Annotated in this window: 9 protein-coding genes; all 9 read left to right on the top strand. The window is 40.3% G+C overall.

Annotated features, from left to right (window positions below; translation table 11 throughout):
* Positions 1-30 precede the first annotated feature (30 nt).
* The 9 genes from I2I33_RS17385 to I2I33_RS17345 all read left to right on the top strand — a co-directional run bounded on the left by I2I33_RS17385 (position 31) and on the right by I2I33_RS17345 (position 15,558).
* Complete coding sequence (locus tag I2I33_RS17385) at positions 31-2,328, top strand: Gldg family protein (RefSeq protein WP_087419467.1); 2,298 nt, start codon at positions 31-33, stop codon at positions 2,326-2,328.
* Between the two features lie 353 nt (positions 2,329-2,681).
* The gene (locus I2I33_RS17380; RefSeq protein ID WP_087419468.1) at positions 2,682-4,382 is read left to right on the top strand and encodes a TldD/PmbA family protein; all 1,701 of its coding nucleotides are present in this window, start codon (positions 2,682-2,684) and stop codon (positions 4,380-4,382) included.
* A gap of 87 nt (positions 4,383-4,469) precedes the next feature.
* Positions 4,470-6,119 carry a metallopeptidase TldD-related protein gene (locus I2I33_RS17375; protein ID WP_195666860.1) on the top strand — a complete coding sequence of 550 codons (1,650 nt, stop codon included), beginning with the start codon at positions 4,470-4,472 and terminating at the stop codon, positions 6,117-6,119.
* 145 nt (positions 6,120-6,264) lie between these two features.
* On the top strand, positions 6,265-6,810 hold the full coding sequence (locus I2I33_RS17370; protein WP_087419469.1) for a sigma-70 family RNA polymerase sigma factor: 546 nt from the start codon (positions 6,265-6,267) through the stop codon (positions 6,808-6,810).
* A 264-nt stretch (positions 6,811-7,074) separates the two neighbouring features.
* Complete coding sequence (locus I2I33_RS17365) at positions 7,075-8,250, top strand: FecR family protein (protein ID WP_087419470.1); 1,176 nt, start codon at positions 7,075-7,077, stop codon at positions 8,248-8,250.
* Between the two features lie 167 nt (positions 8,251-8,417).
* The gene (locus I2I33_RS17360; protein ID WP_229128361.1) at positions 8,418-11,684 is read left to right on the top strand and encodes a SusC/RagA family TonB-linked outer membrane protein; all 3,267 of its coding nucleotides are present in this window, start codon (positions 8,418-8,420) and stop codon (positions 11,682-11,684) included.
* Between the two features lie 17 nt (positions 11,685-11,701).
* Complete coding sequence (locus I2I33_RS17355; RefSeq protein WP_087419472.1) at positions 11,702-13,162, top strand: RagB/SusD family nutrient uptake outer membrane protein; 1,461 nt, start codon at positions 11,702-11,704, stop codon at positions 13,160-13,162.
* A 13-nt stretch (positions 13,163-13,175) separates the two neighbouring features.
* Positions 13,176-13,982 (top strand): DUF4843 domain-containing protein, encoded by an 807-nt coding sequence (locus I2I33_RS17350; RefSeq protein ID WP_087419473.1) that lies wholly within the window; start codon positions 13,176-13,178, stop codon positions 13,980-13,982.
* A gap of 16 nt (positions 13,983-13,998) precedes the next feature.
* Positions 13,999-15,558, top strand: coding sequence for a PKD-like family lipoprotein (locus I2I33_RS17345; protein ID WP_162613691.1), 1,560 nt, complete (start codon positions 13,999-14,001; stop codon positions 15,556-15,558).
* Positions 15,559-15,666: the final 108 nt, after the last annotated feature.

Genomic DNA, 15,666 nt, shown 5'->3' with positions numbered 1-15,666 from the left:
GATTATGCGTTATTTAAAAAGATTACAAGAATGAGAACAATTATACGGATTACAAAATCAGAACTTCGGGTGCTGTTTTTCTCTCCTATTGCATGGCTTATACTGATCGTTTTTAGTTTTCAAGTGGGTATGGCTTATTGTGATGTACTTGCACAGCAACTTCAATCTATGGAATTAGGTTACCGGACACCTGCGGTTACATCTTCTTTGTTTGCCGGTTACACGGGAATATTTTCAGGGTTATTGGATAATTTATATCTTTACATTCCTTTGTTTACCATGGGATTGATGAGCCGGGAATTGAGTAGTGGATCTATTAAATTACTCTATTCGTCACCCGTGTCCAATCTTCAAATTATATTGGGTAAATATTTAGCAGTTGTCGTTTACGCTTTGTTGCTGTGTGCGATACTGCTGGGGCCGGTGATAAGTACCTGTTTTTCGATTAAGGCTCCGGATGTACCCATGATGTTTACGGGTATTTTAGGGGTGTTTTTGACGATATTGGCGTATGGTGCTATCGGCTTGTTCATGTCTACCATAACGAAATATCAGGTGGTGGCTGTTGTCGGAACACTGGCAATTCTCGCAATATTGAATTTTATCGGGGGTGTCGGACAGGAGTACGATTTCGTGCGCGATATTACTTATTGGCTTTCTATCTCGGGGAGGGCAAAGGTGTTTACCAATGGAATGATTAGTACGAAAGATTCGCTCTATTTTGTTTTGGTGATTTTTATGTTCTTGGGACTTTCCGTGATTAAACTTCAAGGTGAACGGTTGAGGTTGTCTAAATGGAATACATCATTGAAATATGGTATAGTGTTGTTGATCGTGTTGTCATTGGGTTATATCTCGTCATTACCGGGCTTTATTGCCTACTATGATTCCACGGCAACTAAGGCGAACACGCTTACAGAAGAGAGCCAGGAGATTCTTAAAAAGTTGAAGGGTGATTTGAAGATTACGACTTACGTTAATTATTTGGATGAGACCTATGATCGGGGGGCTCCGCGGAATAGGATTTATGATCTTGCAGAGTTTGAACAGTACCTGCGTTTCAAACCAGAGATAGAACTTGAATACGTCTATTATTATGGTAAAGGTTATCTTCCTTACGCCAAAGCTGCCTATGATACGATGACATTGGAACAGGTCGTGGAGGATAAATGTAAATATTCAGGACGAGATCCTAAGAGTTTCTTGTCGTTGGACGAGGTTTTAAAGATGGATGATATATCCGGAGAGAATGGTCGTTTTGTTCGAGTGATAACAGCTGCTAATGGGAAAAAGGCTTTCTTGCGTATTTACAAGGATAATCATGTTTATCCATACGAGTCGCAGATTTCTACGGCGTTGAAAACGTTGCTTCAAGAGGCTCCGATGGTGGGTTTCGTTACCGGGCACAAGGAAAGGAGTGGGATGGATATGGGAGAGAAAGGGTATGGAACTTTTGCCTCCAATAAAACTTTCCGTTATTCGTTAGAGAATAGTGGATACGGTGTTCGAGAAATATCCTTGGAGCATCCTGTGGCAGAAGATATTAATATTATCGTGCTGGCTGACATGAGAAGTGATTTCACGGAGGAAGAATTCCGGAATTTTGATGCCTATCTGGAGCGTGGAGGAAACTTGTTTATCTTGGGTGAACCCAAGCGTCAGCAGTTTATGAATCCGGTGATCGAGAGATTGGGGTTACGTTTCGCTGATGGAATTATTGTGTCACCTTCAGAGGTGAACTTGGATGATCTTGTTGCGGCAAATATAAAAGAGGGTGCTGCAAAAGTATCTGAGAATTATATACGGTATTTTAGAAGTGGGTATTCGATCATGACTCCTTCTGCTTGTGCGGTAGAAGTTATCGATTCGGCTAAGGGATTTGAAATCACAGAGGTGTTAGCTAGTGCCGGTAAGGGTTCGTGGGTTGAAAAAGAAACAACGGATTTTATTAATGAAAAATCAGTGTTGAATCCGGCTGTGGGAGAAGTGGAGAAATCTAACTCTATTATGTTGTATTTGACTCGTCCCGTGAATAATAAAGAGCAACGTATCTTTGTTATAGGAGATGCGGATTGTATCAGTACGTTGGAATTGTCTCAGAATAGACCTGGGTTTAGAAGTTCGAATTTTACGTTGATCACGGAGACTTTCCGTAATTTGTCTTATGGCGAGTTTCCTGTAGAGGCAAGTCGGGTGAACCCTCCGGATGATCGGGTATTAGTTACACGGAACGTGATATTTGGCATCAGGGTGGTGTTGATGTGGATTATTCCGCTGTTATTTGTGACCGGTTGTATAACATTACTGATTAGGAGAAAGAGAAGGTAGTTTTATATTTATTAGTAAGTGTGCTTTTTGAAAAATGGTCTGTTGATTTTTCGACAGACCATTTTCTATTATTCGTAATTTATTTTACATCTAAAATTAAGATCTCGTGTGATGAATTAAGAAAACTTTTGTTGATGAATGATCTCGTTTTAACATTTGGAAAAAATGTTTTTGGGAAAAATTAAGTGGAAATGTTAAAAATGAAAGTGTCAAGTTTGGGTTAAAAAGATGAAGAATTAACAAAGAATTAATGTAGATTCATTTTGAATAACAAAATGAGAACTATAATTTTGTTGATGGAAATAGTGCGTGATCTTCAGAGATCAAAAATTAAATGATTAAAACAATTAGAGATGAAAAAATTAGGATTGATTATTGTTAGTTGTATCTTCTCGCTGTTATCGGTGCATACAACGTATGCGCAGGAACAGGATAAGTTGTTACAACTATTGAAACAAGAGTTGGCAGCTGATATGCAAGAGCTGCAGAAACAGGAGAATCCTCCCTATCACATGAACTTTAGGGTGATGGATGATCGAACGGTGAATATTTCGAGTTCTTTCGGGGCCACGATGATGTCAGTGGAACAACATTCTCGTTCAATGGTTCCACAAATTCGGGTGGGAGATACTATTTTAGATAATTTTAAATATAATGCAATGGGTGCCCCGGCAGATCAACGTGGTAATGTACGGGTGGCTTATTTGGGATTGGATGATGAAAAAGGTGCTGATGCAACTCGTCAGGCAATCTGGGCTGAAGTAATGAAACGTTATGATTTTGCCGTGGAGGCTTACCAGAGAGCGAAAACTCAAAGTCAGGTGAGTGTTGCTGATGAGGATAAAGCTCCTTCATTCTCTGCTGCTCCGGTGGAGAAATATTACGAGGCACCTCTTCCTGCTGAGAAGTTGACGGTTGACCAAGCTGCTTGGGAAAAGCGTTTGAATGAAGTTTCTGCGGTGTTTAAAGCATATCCGTTATTACAATCGGGTGATGTTAGTTTGACGTTCCGAGTGCTTCGGAATTATTTTGTAAATACGGAAGGAACTGAAGTTGTGCAGAATAGAACGTATGCACGAATCATGATCAGTGCTTCCATGAAGGCAGAAGACGGTATGGAGTTACCGTTGAATATGTCATACTTTGCATACGATCCGAAGGACCTTCCGTCTAATGACCGGATGATTGCTGACGCTAAGGATATGGTAAAAAGATTGACCGTGTTGCGTGATGCTCCGGTTGTTGATCCTTACACGGGACCCGCTATTTTGTCCGGTCCGGCTAGTGGGGTGTTCTTCCACGAGATTTTCGGTCATCGTATTGAAGGTCACCGTTTGAAAGGTGGTGGTGAAACTTTTAAGAAGAAAGTAGGAGAGTTGGTTTTGCCTGCAGACTTCCAAGTATATTGCGATCCGACTTTACGTAGTTACGCTGGGGAAGAGTTGAATGGTTTTTATTTGTATGATGATCAGGGAGTGAAAGCTCGCCGGGTTGATGTCGTGAAAGACGGTATTTTGAGAGAGTTCTTGATGAGCCGTGTGCCGCTGGATGGATTCCCGCATAGTAATGGGCATGGACGTACTGCCGGAGGTGGTGATCCTGTATCCCGTCAATCTAATTTGGTGGTGGAGACAACAGCACCTCACACGGAGGCTGAATTGCGTTCCATGTTGATTGAAGAGGCTAAAAAACAAGGAAAAGAATACGGGTACTATTTTAAAGAAGTAACCAGTGGTTTCACGTTGACCGGGGAAGGTGGTAGTTTGAATTCATTTAACGTGACTCCCTTGGAAGTGTATCGAATCTATGTAGACGGACGTCCGGACGAGTTGGTTCGCGGGGTGGATTTGATTGGAACCCCGTTATCCATGTTCTCTAATATTGTATGTGGAGGTGATGCTCCCAGCGTGTTCACGGGAGAGTGTGGTGCGGAATCCGGTTGGGTGCCTGTAACGGCTAGTTCCCCAATGATTCTGGTAAATAAGATCGAGACTCAACGTAGACAGAAGTCAAGAGATTTACCCCCGATCTTACCGGCTCCGCAGAACAAATGAAATGGAGAATTGAAAACTGAAAATGAATAGATCGAAATCATTGAGACTTGGAGTTCTTCGGTCGTAAATTTTAAATCTAGAATGAAAATGAAATATATATTATCGATTATATTGTTTTTCCTGTTGGCAGGGGCATTATCCGCACAGAATGAGCAGGATCAGGTGATCTTTAAGGCTATGCAGGATGAGATGCAACGTAGTAAGGAGCAATTGATGTTGCCGGGTATGCAGAAACCATATTACTTGTCTTACACTTTGGGGCGTACACACCAGTTTGAGGTCGTGGGTGCGTTAGGTGGTGTTACTAATTTTTACGAGTCCCCTTGGAGTGCCGTTGGTGGGGTGCAGATGTTTTTGGGAGATTACGATCATAATAATGATATTAATTATGTATGTGCTTCTGTTCAGGCCGGGATGCCGGAACAGGCTGATTATGATGTAATCCGGAGAAATTTCTGGCTAGGATCAGATGCCATGTATAAATGGTCATTGCAGGCAGGAGCGATGAAGGACGCTTATTTGAAGGCGAACCCGAAGACTGCCGAAGAAGCTGCCGTGAAGGATCAACAGAAGGTGGATGCTGTTACTCGAATCGAGGAACCGAAAAATGCTTACACGATTGATAGAGTAAAATTAGAGAATATTGTAGAAGAATTATCTGCTATTTTCAAGGACTATAAGGATATTTATGATTCATCCGTGGCTATTACCGGTCAGGAAATGGAAGTGTACAAGTCTACCACGGATGGGGTCGTGTTGAAAGAACCGTTGCGTTATGCAAGCTTGGTTGCCTCTGCTTACGTGATGACGGAAGATGGCGTTCGGATTGATGATGCATATTCCGTGCTTGTTGCTCGTCCGGATGATTTGCCTTCTTTGGATGAATTAAAGAAAGGGGTTAAGGCTTTTGCCGATAACTTGATCAAGTTGAAGAATGCGCCTGCAATTACAGAATATTATGCAGGTCCGGTGTTGCTTGAGGATGGTGCTTGTTCATCTGTTTTTATAAGTAACTTCTTGAAACGCGGAGCTCTCTTCGCTTATCGTAAACCCGATACTGACCGGGCTCAACCGGTGAAAACATTGGATGCTCGTTTGGGAATGAAAATTGTGGACAATCGAGTGTCAATCAAGAATTATAGCTCTTTGGATAAGTATAATGGAGTCCCTTTGTTAGGGGCTTATAATATTGATGCTGAAGGTATCGTGCCTGCCAAAGAGATGACTTTGGTTGAAAATGGTATTTTCAAAAGTATGTTGAATGGGTGTACCCCGACTTTGTACGCTCCCCAATCAACGGGTAGTTCTCGTTTCTTGTTGTCCAGTAGAAATGGAATGTTTTCCACGGCTCCGGGTACCATTCATATTGAAGTGGAGAAAGGAACGAAACCGGAAAAGATGAAGAGCGCATTGATTAAAGCTGCTAAAGAAGAAGGTTTGAAATATGCTTATATCGTGCGGAGTTTAGCGGGTAAAGCTTCTCGTATCTATCGGGTAGATTTGGATGGTAAGGAAACTCAAGTCCGTTTCGGTGATGTGAGTGGATTGACATTGATAAACCTGAAACGTATGTTGAATATTTCCAGCAAGGAAAATGTAAGTAACTACATTTTAAATGGTCAATTATTGTCTTCTTTAATTTATCCGTCTTCAATCTTGGTTGAGAACATCGAGATTAATAAATCAGACGTGAAGAAAGACAAAGAGCAAGTATTGACTTTCCCGTTGCAACGGTAAGATTATTTTTAGATATTAGAACACAGGGGCCCTTGATTCAGAGATGGATCAAGGGTTTTTCTTTATTTCGTCTATTTTAGAGAATACATTTTAGTTTGTTTGGAATAAATTTGTATTTTTGCCCTAGGCGTGTTGTTACTAAGAGATGGCGGAACTAAGGAATATAGCGGATAAAAGAGTTGGATTCGAACAAATTTACAGAGACTATTCGAAACCCATGTTTTTGTATGCTCTTAGTTTCCTAACTTCAGAAGAGGAGGCGGAAGATGTGATACAGGAAGTTTTTGTTAATTTTTGGAAAGATGAAACTTACCGAAAGGTAAAAGGTGAGGTAACAAAGACCTATTTATTCCGCTCGGTTAAAAATAATTGTTTGAATCGGCTGAAAAAGAAAGATGTGCTACGAGACCGTTTAGATTTGTTGCGGGAGGACATTGTAGAAGAAGAAATAATGAAGTGGAATGATGAGTTGATTCAAGAGGTAGAGTCTGAAATAGATCGGATGCCGGAACAGACTAAGCTAATAATTCGAGGCGTGTTTTTTCGTGAAATGAAGTATCAGGAGGTGGCAGATGAGTTGGGAATATCAATAAACACAGTAAAAACGTTGTTGAAAAACGGCATGAAGTATCTGAGGGAACGTTTTGGTGAACGAATGGATATATTTCTTGTTATTGTCTTGATTAGATAATTTGTAGAATCTTATATTTAAGGTCCTTCTAATTCCTAAAATTGCTTTATTTGATATGACATTCAATATTTTAAAACAATCTTGCACTTGTTATTTATTGTTGCAAATTTATTTTAAATGGATGTTATGCTTGGGGAATATAGTACAAATTGGCTTTGTCTGATATACGCTATGCAAAACAGGGTACAATTATTTTTTCAAAAAAATATATTTTGATTCACCCGATTTTCATTTTTGTTGTCTGTATGGGAAATATAACAAATCATGGAAGCGTGGAATAAAATAGATGAATGGGTGGATCGATGTATTCGAGGAACTCTTTCCCTTGAGGATCGGGCTGCACTGATGAAATGGCTGGAAACCTCACCGGAAAACGCCGAGCAGTTTCGAAAGATATTTCAAGCGAAAATTCGGGTATCGGTTGCGGGAAAATGGCGTCAATTAGACCAGATGCAGGAACGGGTATGGGAGCATATAATTCCGGTTCTTGAGGATCGTAAAAGACAATGGTATTCATGGGGAATGCGTGTTGCAGCTATAATTGTTATGATGATAGGTGTACTTTTTGTGTGGCATGCTTGGCAAGTCCCTTTGGAAAAATTTGTTCCGGTTGCGGAATTATTACAAGTAGAATCCGGTTCGCCAAAGGCCATTCTGGTAACGAGTATGGGGGAAAAGATCGAATTGAAAGAGGGTGAAACTCGTCAAGTAGCGGAAATCTTTGGTGTCGGGGTAATTCAGGATTCAACGGGTGGTGTGCGGTTTGAAGATAAAGGTGATGTCGAAGAAGAAATTGGTAAGAGTACGCTTGTTGTGCCTGAGAAAGGCGAGTATTTTGTCGTGCTAGGTGACGGGACGAAAGTATGGATAAATTCGGATTCTAGGTTAGAGTTCCCGAATCGTTTCAGCGGGAAAATCCGGGAAGTGGATTTGAAGGGTGAAGCTTATTTTGAAGTGATGCCTGATCCTGAGAAACCGTTCTATGTGCGAGTGGGTGAAAGTCGAGTGCGTGTGTTAGGCACAGCTTTTAACGTGATGGCTTATCAAGAAGAGCGACAGACAGAAGTTGCTTTGTTACAAGGGAAGGTGAGTTTTAATGTAGCGGATAAGACCTACATGCTTGTTCCCGGAGAGATTGTAACCTTAGATCGAGAAAGTGGGCAAGCTATTGTTCGGAAAGGTGACGTGGAAGCTATTGTGGATTGGAAAGCGGGACGATTTAATTTTGAAGATATGCCTTTGGAGAAATTAACCCAGAGGCTAGCTCGTTGGTATGGTGTGTCGTTTGTTTTTGAAGATGATATGGTCAAGGAATTACGTTTTTCCGGGGCGGTAACAAAGTATAGGACATTGGATTATGTTTTGGATATGATCTCTAAAACGACTGATGTTGAGTTTGGGCTACAACAAGGAAAGGTGGTTGCTTCTTTGAAAAAATAGAGTTTAATGTAATGACAGGCTAAAAAAAATACCGAATAGTGCGTCACCACTATTCGGTACAGGAGATTGTTAAATTATAAATAACTTAATTCTACAAAAGTATGAAAAAAAAGCGAAAGAGACGGCTCATTATACGAAATCTTGAGTCTTGTAAATTTTTAAAAATTATGAAGTTAAGTGTAATTTTATTGCTGCTCTGTATGCATGTAGCTGTTGCAAATGTTGAGGCGCAAGTGGAGATTACTATTAAGGCGAAGAGGGTGACGTTCTTGGAGTTGTTTAACCAGATTAAACAGCAAACGGGGCTTACGGTGGTTTATAGTAATAACGAGTTGGATAAACACAAAGTCGTGGAGGCCGGTTTTATGAAGTCAGATCTGGGGACCGTGTTGGATAAAATTTTAAAAGGGACTCGGTTAACTTACGAGATTGTGGATGAATTTATTGTCTTGAAAGTGGCTCCAGATGAAAAAAAGAGCGCATTGAATATTGTCGGTCAGGTGACCGATAGGGACAAGGTCCCTCTTCCTGGGGTAACGATAATTGTAAAGGGATCGACTTTAGGAACGGCGACGGACCAACAGGGACGATATCGGTTAAGCATACCGGAGGTTAAAAATCTGTCATTATTGTTTTCTTTTATCGGAATGAAAACCCATGAGGTGGTGTATGCGGGAAAGGATACGATAAACGTGGTTATGGAAGAGGAAGTTGCGGCCATGGATGAGGTGGTTGTGACGGGTATTTATGAAAGGAAAAGAAGTGATTTCACGGGATCAGCTTCTACTTTTACGGCAGAAAAGTTGAAAGAAGTGGGAAATCAAAATATTCTGCAAAGTTTGAAAAGTCTCGATCCGGCATTTGCGATTGTCGAAAGTAATGAATGGGGATCGGATCCTAATAGGTTGCCCAATATTGAGATACGGGGTAAAACCAGTATTATCGGGATGCAAGAGACCTTGGAGGCAGATCCAAATCAACCTTTGTTTATCTTGGATGGATTTGAGACAACGCTCCAAACTATCGTAGATCTGGATATGGATCGTGTGGCATCCATTACAATATTGAAAGATGCGGCTTCTACGGCAATCTACGGCTCCAAGGCTGCAAACGGTGTGGTGGTTGTCGAAACAAAGACTCCGGCACAAGGACAGTTGAGAGTTACTTATACGGGGAATTTCAATTTTCAATTACCTGATTTGTCTAGCTACAACCTGATGAATGCTCGGGAGAAAGTTGACTTTGAAGAATATGCCGGCAGGTATATGGTGAGCATTTGGGCGGGGAATTTTAAACAAGCTGAAAAACTTTTGGAATTGCATAATGGTCATTTGAAGTCGGTTGCAAAGGGGGTTGATACTTATTGGTTGTCCGAACCGTTAAGAGTTGGTTTCAACCACCGGCATAGTCTTTATGCCGAGGGGGGCGACGAGCACATGCGTTATGGATTCGGGTTGAGTTATAATGGGGTGACTGGTGTGATGAAAGATTCCAAGAAAAATCTGTTCAGTGGTAATCTGGATTTGTTGTATCGTAAAGGTAAATTGCAATTCAGTAATAAACTAACAATTAATCTTTCCAATTCGGGTGATCCCGTTGTTGCGTTTTCTACTTATGCAGCAGCTAACCCGTATTATGAAAAGAAGGTGAACGGGCAGGTAGAGAAATGGTTGGAGTACGTGGAGGATTATATAGAGGCTCCTAATCCTCTTTGGAATGCAAGTCTGAACAGTAGAACGTTAGATAGATCTTTAGGTATTACGGATTACTTTGCCGTTGAATATAATCCATTTCAATCCTTGAAGTTGAGGGGACGGATAGGGCTAACTAGAACCACGTCAGAGGCGGATGATTTCGTTTCTCCGGAGGATACTCGATTTGAAGATACCGAAGAACTGAAGAAGGGATCGTTAGTTTATTCTAATACTAAAAGTTATAGCTATGATGGAGAATTTTCAGCAATCTATGGTGTGATATTTGCAGAGAAACATCGTGTAAACTTGGTTGCCGGAGCTAATTTCTCCAATACAGAGTCTGAAAGTAATGGTTATTCTGTCATCGGTTTCCCGAAAGGAAATTATGATACTCCCGCATTTGCGAACAGCTATCCGGAAAATGGACGGGCTTCTTATAGTGATAGTAAATCGAGGGCGATGAGTGTTTATTTGAATGGAGGGTATGCTTTCAATAGCCGCTATCTGATGGATGTGACTTATCGGGTGAGTGGTTCTTCCGTGTTTGGGAGTAATCGTAGGTACACTAATACATGGTCGTTTGGTTTAGCTTGGAATCTGCATAATGAATCTTTTTTTGCCAAATACTCTGATTTGTTTCAAATGCTTAAAATCCGAGCTTCTATTGGTAATCCTGGTAATCAGAGTTTCACATCTTATCAGAGTATGACAACTTATAAATTCAATAACCGTCAACGGAATTATTTTGATCAGGCGGTAAGTCTTTACGCATTAGGAAATCCTGATTTGAAGTGGCAAATCACGATTGATAAAAATATCGGTTTGGATGTAACATTGTTACAGAATAGAGTGTCGCTAACCTTAGATTATTATGATAAGAATACGGATCCGGTTTTGGCATCTATTGGGGTGCCGGCCTCCATTGGAGTAGCTTCGGTGCTGACGAATATCGGAGAACAAAGTTCAAATGGTTTAAATGGTTCCTTAATCGTATCTCCGATTTATCGTCCGGGAGAAAGAATTGTCTGGTCATTGAGATATAGTTTTAGAACACAAAAATCTAGGTATGATAAGATTGGCCATTCTTTGGATCGTTTCAATGAAGAAGGCCAGAATGTTAACTTAAAGCGATATTATGACGGAGCCAGTCCCGACGATTTGTGGGCGGTAAGGTCTGCTGGTATTGACCCTGCTACGGGGCGGGAGATTTTTATCAAGAAAGATGGTTCGTACACGTATGATTTTAGTTATTCCGATGAGGTGAAAGTAGGTGTGGATCGACCAAAGGTAGAAGGAACTTTCGGGACCTCATTAACTTACAAGGGGGTCAGTGTCAATTTTGATTTTAGATATCGTTACGGTGGTCAGATGTTCAATAGTGCTTTGTTTAATAAAGTTGAAAATATCACTTCTTCTGGCCTGAATAACAATCAAGACAAGAGGGCTTATTATGACCGTTGGAAAAAACCTGGTGATCATGCCAAGTACAAAGCGATTAATCTGAATGGTTCAACTCAGATGTCCTCTCGTTTTGTTGAGGATGATAATACTTTGGCTTTGGAATCATTCCGGGTAGGTTACGAGTTTGATCAATCTGTGATAGCGAAGTTCGGGTTAAAGGCTTTGCGTCTGAATGCTTACATGAACGACGTGTTTAAAATTTCTTCTATCAAGACGGAACGAGGAACAGAATATCCATTCGCCAGATCCTTCTCTTTATCTATATCAGCATCATTTTAACATTAATCAGAGTCACAATGAAATGTATTTTTAAGCAAATAAGTAATATTCTGATAAGCCTTCTGTTATTCACTGCTTGTGATAGCTGGCTGGACGTGCAACCGTCTGATCGTATTGCGGAAGATCGGGTGTTTTCCGAGGTTAGCGGGTTTTGGGGAGCATTGAATGGGGTTTATACCGAAATGCTTAGTCCCAATCTTTACGGGGGATTTTTAAGTTATCAGGGAGTAGAGATTATGGCTCAACGCTATAACATCACAACGGTTCAGACATCATTTATTAATTTTTTGCAGCATGCTTACACGAGCGAAAATGTAAAACTTGCCCTGCAAAATTATTGGGATGAAGCTTATAAACAGATCCTTGACTGTAATAATATACTGAAAAATGCGGAGAAATATCACGGAGATGTATTGAATGACAAGCAATATAATTTAGTTAAGGCGGAAGCTTTAGCTTTACGGGGCTTTTTGCATTTCGATTTATTAAGGATGTTTGGGCCAGTGCCCGCTAATTTGAATGCTGCGGCAATTCCTTACAATGAATCGACTTCTATGACTGCATCTGCTATTCTGACTGGCAATGAAGTTATAGAGAAAGTGCTGATTGATTTGGATGAGGCCGAAAAAATTTTGCAGGAATGGGATCCCGTGGTTAGCGAGGGGCTATTGATGTCTGTTAATGAAAATGATCGGGATAATGATGGAAACACGTATCGTTTCCGAGGATTGAGATTGAATTACTATGCTGTGGTTGCCTTGAAGGCAAGGGTATATTTGTGGAAAGGTAATACGGTAGAGGCTTTGAGATATGCAAGAATGATTATAGATAATCCTGATGCGGAAACTTTATATCCATCGGTTACGCGAGCCCAAGCTACTGATGCTTCTAATCCTGACAGGTCGTTTTCGTCGGAAGTTTTGTTCTCGTTGTTGAATGAAAAGAAGGAAACGATATATGATTCTTATTTTAATTCTTCCAATGCGAATGTTTCTACTAAGTTGATACCGGCCGCTCAAAGAGTAATGAATTTGTTTGGGGATGATCTTTTGAGCGATTACCGCATGAGCTGGTGGGAAACATCCAATAGTCCGGGTGAAACGGATTTGTTAATGAATGTTCGGTTTCGGAAGATCGAGAACACGGATTTGGTCTACGGCAAATTGATGCCTCTGATTCGTGTTAGTGAAATGTATCTTATTGCTGCAGAGTGTGCTACGATTGAAAAAGATAAATATGATTATTTGAATACTCACAGGTTTCGAAGAGGTAATCCTAACCGGATTGAAACAAATTTTGATGATGAATTGACAAAAGAATATGCGAAAGAATTCTTGTGTGAAGGTCAATTGTGGTTCTATTATAAGCGGATGAATACATCGAAAATCCAGTCGGGGGCCACAAATTCTTACATTACGATGGATAATGCTAGGTATGTTCCTGGTTTGCCGGACAGTGAAATAAAAAATAGGAATTAGAAATTAGAGTGTTATGAAAAAGATATTATTCATTGTTATAGCAAGTTATTTCTTGCTTTTATTGGGTTGCGGGGAAAACGACTCCTTGTATTATAGCGGTGAGCCGGATGGTACTTCAGGAATTTATTTTTCATATTCTAGCGGTACGACTACATCGGGAAATGGTGTAACAACTTATAAATATCGGGATACGACACTCGAACAGTCTCTCGCTAATGTAGTCGATTCCATATTGCAGGTGAGGGTGCCCGTACGATTGTTTGGTGAAGTTTCGGATAGGGATCGTGCTTATGTTGTTAAAGTTGTCGGGGGGACAGCTCGGGAGGGAGAGGATTATACAATGCCGGATAATTTTGTTTTGGAGGGGGGAACGGCTGTTTCTTATGTTACTGTTAATCTGAAAAAGACCGATAAATTGTTGGATGGTGCTGTGCGTTATCTTACTTTAGGATTGGAAGAAAATGATAATTTTAAATTGTATATCAAGAGTCTTATGGTAGGTACGGATACGATAACGACCCAATTTTTAACCATCCCTTTTTCAATGATTTATCAAGAACCTTGGACTTGGAGGTCCTTTGCCTTGGACAAACTGGGAGAGTATTCCCACGCAAAGTTGATGTGTATCTTGTCTGTTATGGGATGGACGTATTCTGAATTTAATCAAAAGAATTTATATACTGTATCCCCGGCTATCGCTATGTTCATGCAGATCGAGTTGCAGAAGAGGGCTAATGAAGGTAATCCAGTGCTTGAGGCTGATGGTTCGTTCATGCAGTTGGCCGGTAGTTATTTAGTTGATTATAGTGCTTATGAATAAATTAATAGGATTCATTATGAAATGGTATATTGTTTTAGTTTTATGGTTTGCCTGTGGGTTTATATCTTGTTATGATGACAAGGGTAACTATGATTACCGGGAGGTTGACGAATTGACCATAACAGGAATCCCGGAAGATGCGATCTCGGCCTTATATAAAGCCGAAAATCTGGTTTTGTCCCCGACGGTGACATCTAAATTCGAGGGGGAGATTTCTGCCGACGATCCTAATTATGAGTTCGCTTATTATTATGATAAAAACTCAAGTGAGGAATACTTGATCGCTAGTTTGTTGGATTCTAGTAAGGTAAAGGATTTGAATATTCCGGCTGAAATTACTCCGGGGACCTATACTGCATGGTTTAAGGTGAAAGATTTGAGAACCAATGTCGTAACCTCGGCTGAATTCAAGATGGAAATTATAACTTCGACAACGAAAGGTTGGTTAGTTTTGTGTGAGGAAGGTGTCGATCGTAAAGTTCGGGTAGATATGATTGGTGAAGTGGGAAGTCAGATTGTCACATCAAAGGATGTGTTGGATTTTCTACCGGAATCGCATGGGGCTTTCCAATTATATATGGAAAGTAATATGGTGTACACGGGAAATAATCCTTATTTGAATATATATACGGAAGAGGGTAGTTTTCGAGTTTATTCTAAGGGGGGGGATTTTATCCGAACGAGTTATGGAGATCCTAGAAGTGATGAGTTTATACGAGTTATTAGTGATATTATTGCAGTAGAGGATGCAAATTATAGTAATTTAGTGATAACGACTGATGGTGATGTTTATCAAAGGAGAGGGAGCAACAGTGTGTATGATGTGAAAATTAATGTTGACGTGCCTCTGACTGAGCCTACTTACAAAATGGCTCCTTTTGTCGGGGTTTGCTGGGGTACAAATGCTTATAATGGCGTCTTGTATGATCAAACGAATAAGAAGTTCAAGTATTTTTTGTCGTATGCTTACGGTATGGTAAACGGAGAAAAATATCTCTTTGATCCGACAGAGCCAGCCCCGAATATGAAATACTTTGATTGGAAAACTGGTAAGGATATGGTTTACATGTCTGGAACGGCACAAGGTAATAGAGTATATGCTTTGATGAAAGATGTGTCTGGTAAATATAGTATATATGGGATAACGACAGGTCAATACAGGGCATCTGTTACTCAATATGTTGCGAGAGATAATATTGAAGCTCCCGGTTTATCTTCTGCAACTTGTTATGCATTTCATCCGACCTTACCGTTTTTATTTTACGATAGCGGTAATGAAGTTTATTTATATGATATGTCGACTCAATCTGCCCAGCGTGTGGTTACTTTGGGGGTGAGAGAAAAAATTTCAATGTTAAAGTTTAACAAGTTGCGGGGAGGAGGACATAATGACACTTCAGTAGCACAATTGCAATACAAACTGGCGGTAGGATCTATTGCCGCCGATGCGGAAGTCGGAAACGAAGGTATTTTGAGATTTTATGATGTACCTGAATTTGCTGATGTTTTGACTCAATACGGTGTAACTTATACCGGGTTTGGTGTAATTAAAGATATTGCATATAAAGAAAGGTAAAAATGTGTGATCGGGAAGTGATTGGAATTTGAGTAATGTGGCCAAAAATAGTTGGTAACATTTTTCCAATTAAAGCTTATCTTTGAATAGTAAAGTCGAAGAGGAAAC

Origin of the sequence: Butyricimonas sp. BSD2780061689_150309_C8 (genome assembly GCF_015560935.1) — a bacterium.
Taxonomy (GTDB): Bacteria; Bacteroidota; Bacteroidia; order Bacteroidales; family Marinifilaceae; genus Butyricimonas; species Butyricimonas paravirosa.
Note: the sequence above shows the minus strand (reverse complement) of the source record. Positions and strands in the feature narration are given on the sequence as shown.

Bases quoted from the DNA above. Each gene is read 5' to 3' on its own strand.
- I2I33_RS17365 (WP_087419470.1), top strand. From the start codon at position 7,075: ATGGAAGCGTGGAATAAAATAGATGAATGGGTGGATCGATGTATTCGA.
- I2I33_RS17385 (WP_087419467.1), top strand. From the start codon at position 31: ATGAGAACAATTATACGGATTACAAAATCAGAACTTCGGGTGCTGTTT.
- I2I33_RS17360 (WP_229128361.1), top strand. From the start codon at position 8,418: ATGAAGTTAAGTGTAATTTTATTGCTGCTCTGTATGCATGTAGCTGTT.
- I2I33_RS17375 (WP_195666860.1), top strand. From the start codon at position 4,470: ATGAAATATATATTATCGATTATATTGTTTTTCCTGTTGGCAGGGGCA.
- I2I33_RS17370 (WP_087419469.1), top strand. From the start codon at position 6,265: ATGGCGGAACTAAGGAATATAGCGGATAAAAGAGTTGGATTCGAACAA.
- I2I33_RS17355 (WP_087419472.1), top strand. From the start codon at position 11,702: ATGAAATGTATTTTTAAGCAAATAAGTAATATTCTGATAAGCCTTCTG.
- I2I33_RS17345 (WP_162613691.1), top strand. From the start codon at position 13,999: ATGAAATGGTATATTGTTTTAGTTTTATGGTTTGCCTGTGGGTTTATA.
- I2I33_RS17380 (WP_087419468.1), top strand. From the start codon at position 2,682: ATGAAAAAATTAGGATTGATTATTGTTAGTTGTATCTTCTCGCTGTTA.
- I2I33_RS17350 (WP_087419473.1), top strand. From the start codon at position 13,176: ATGAAAAAGATATTATTCATTGTTATAGCAAGTTATTTCTTGCTTTTA.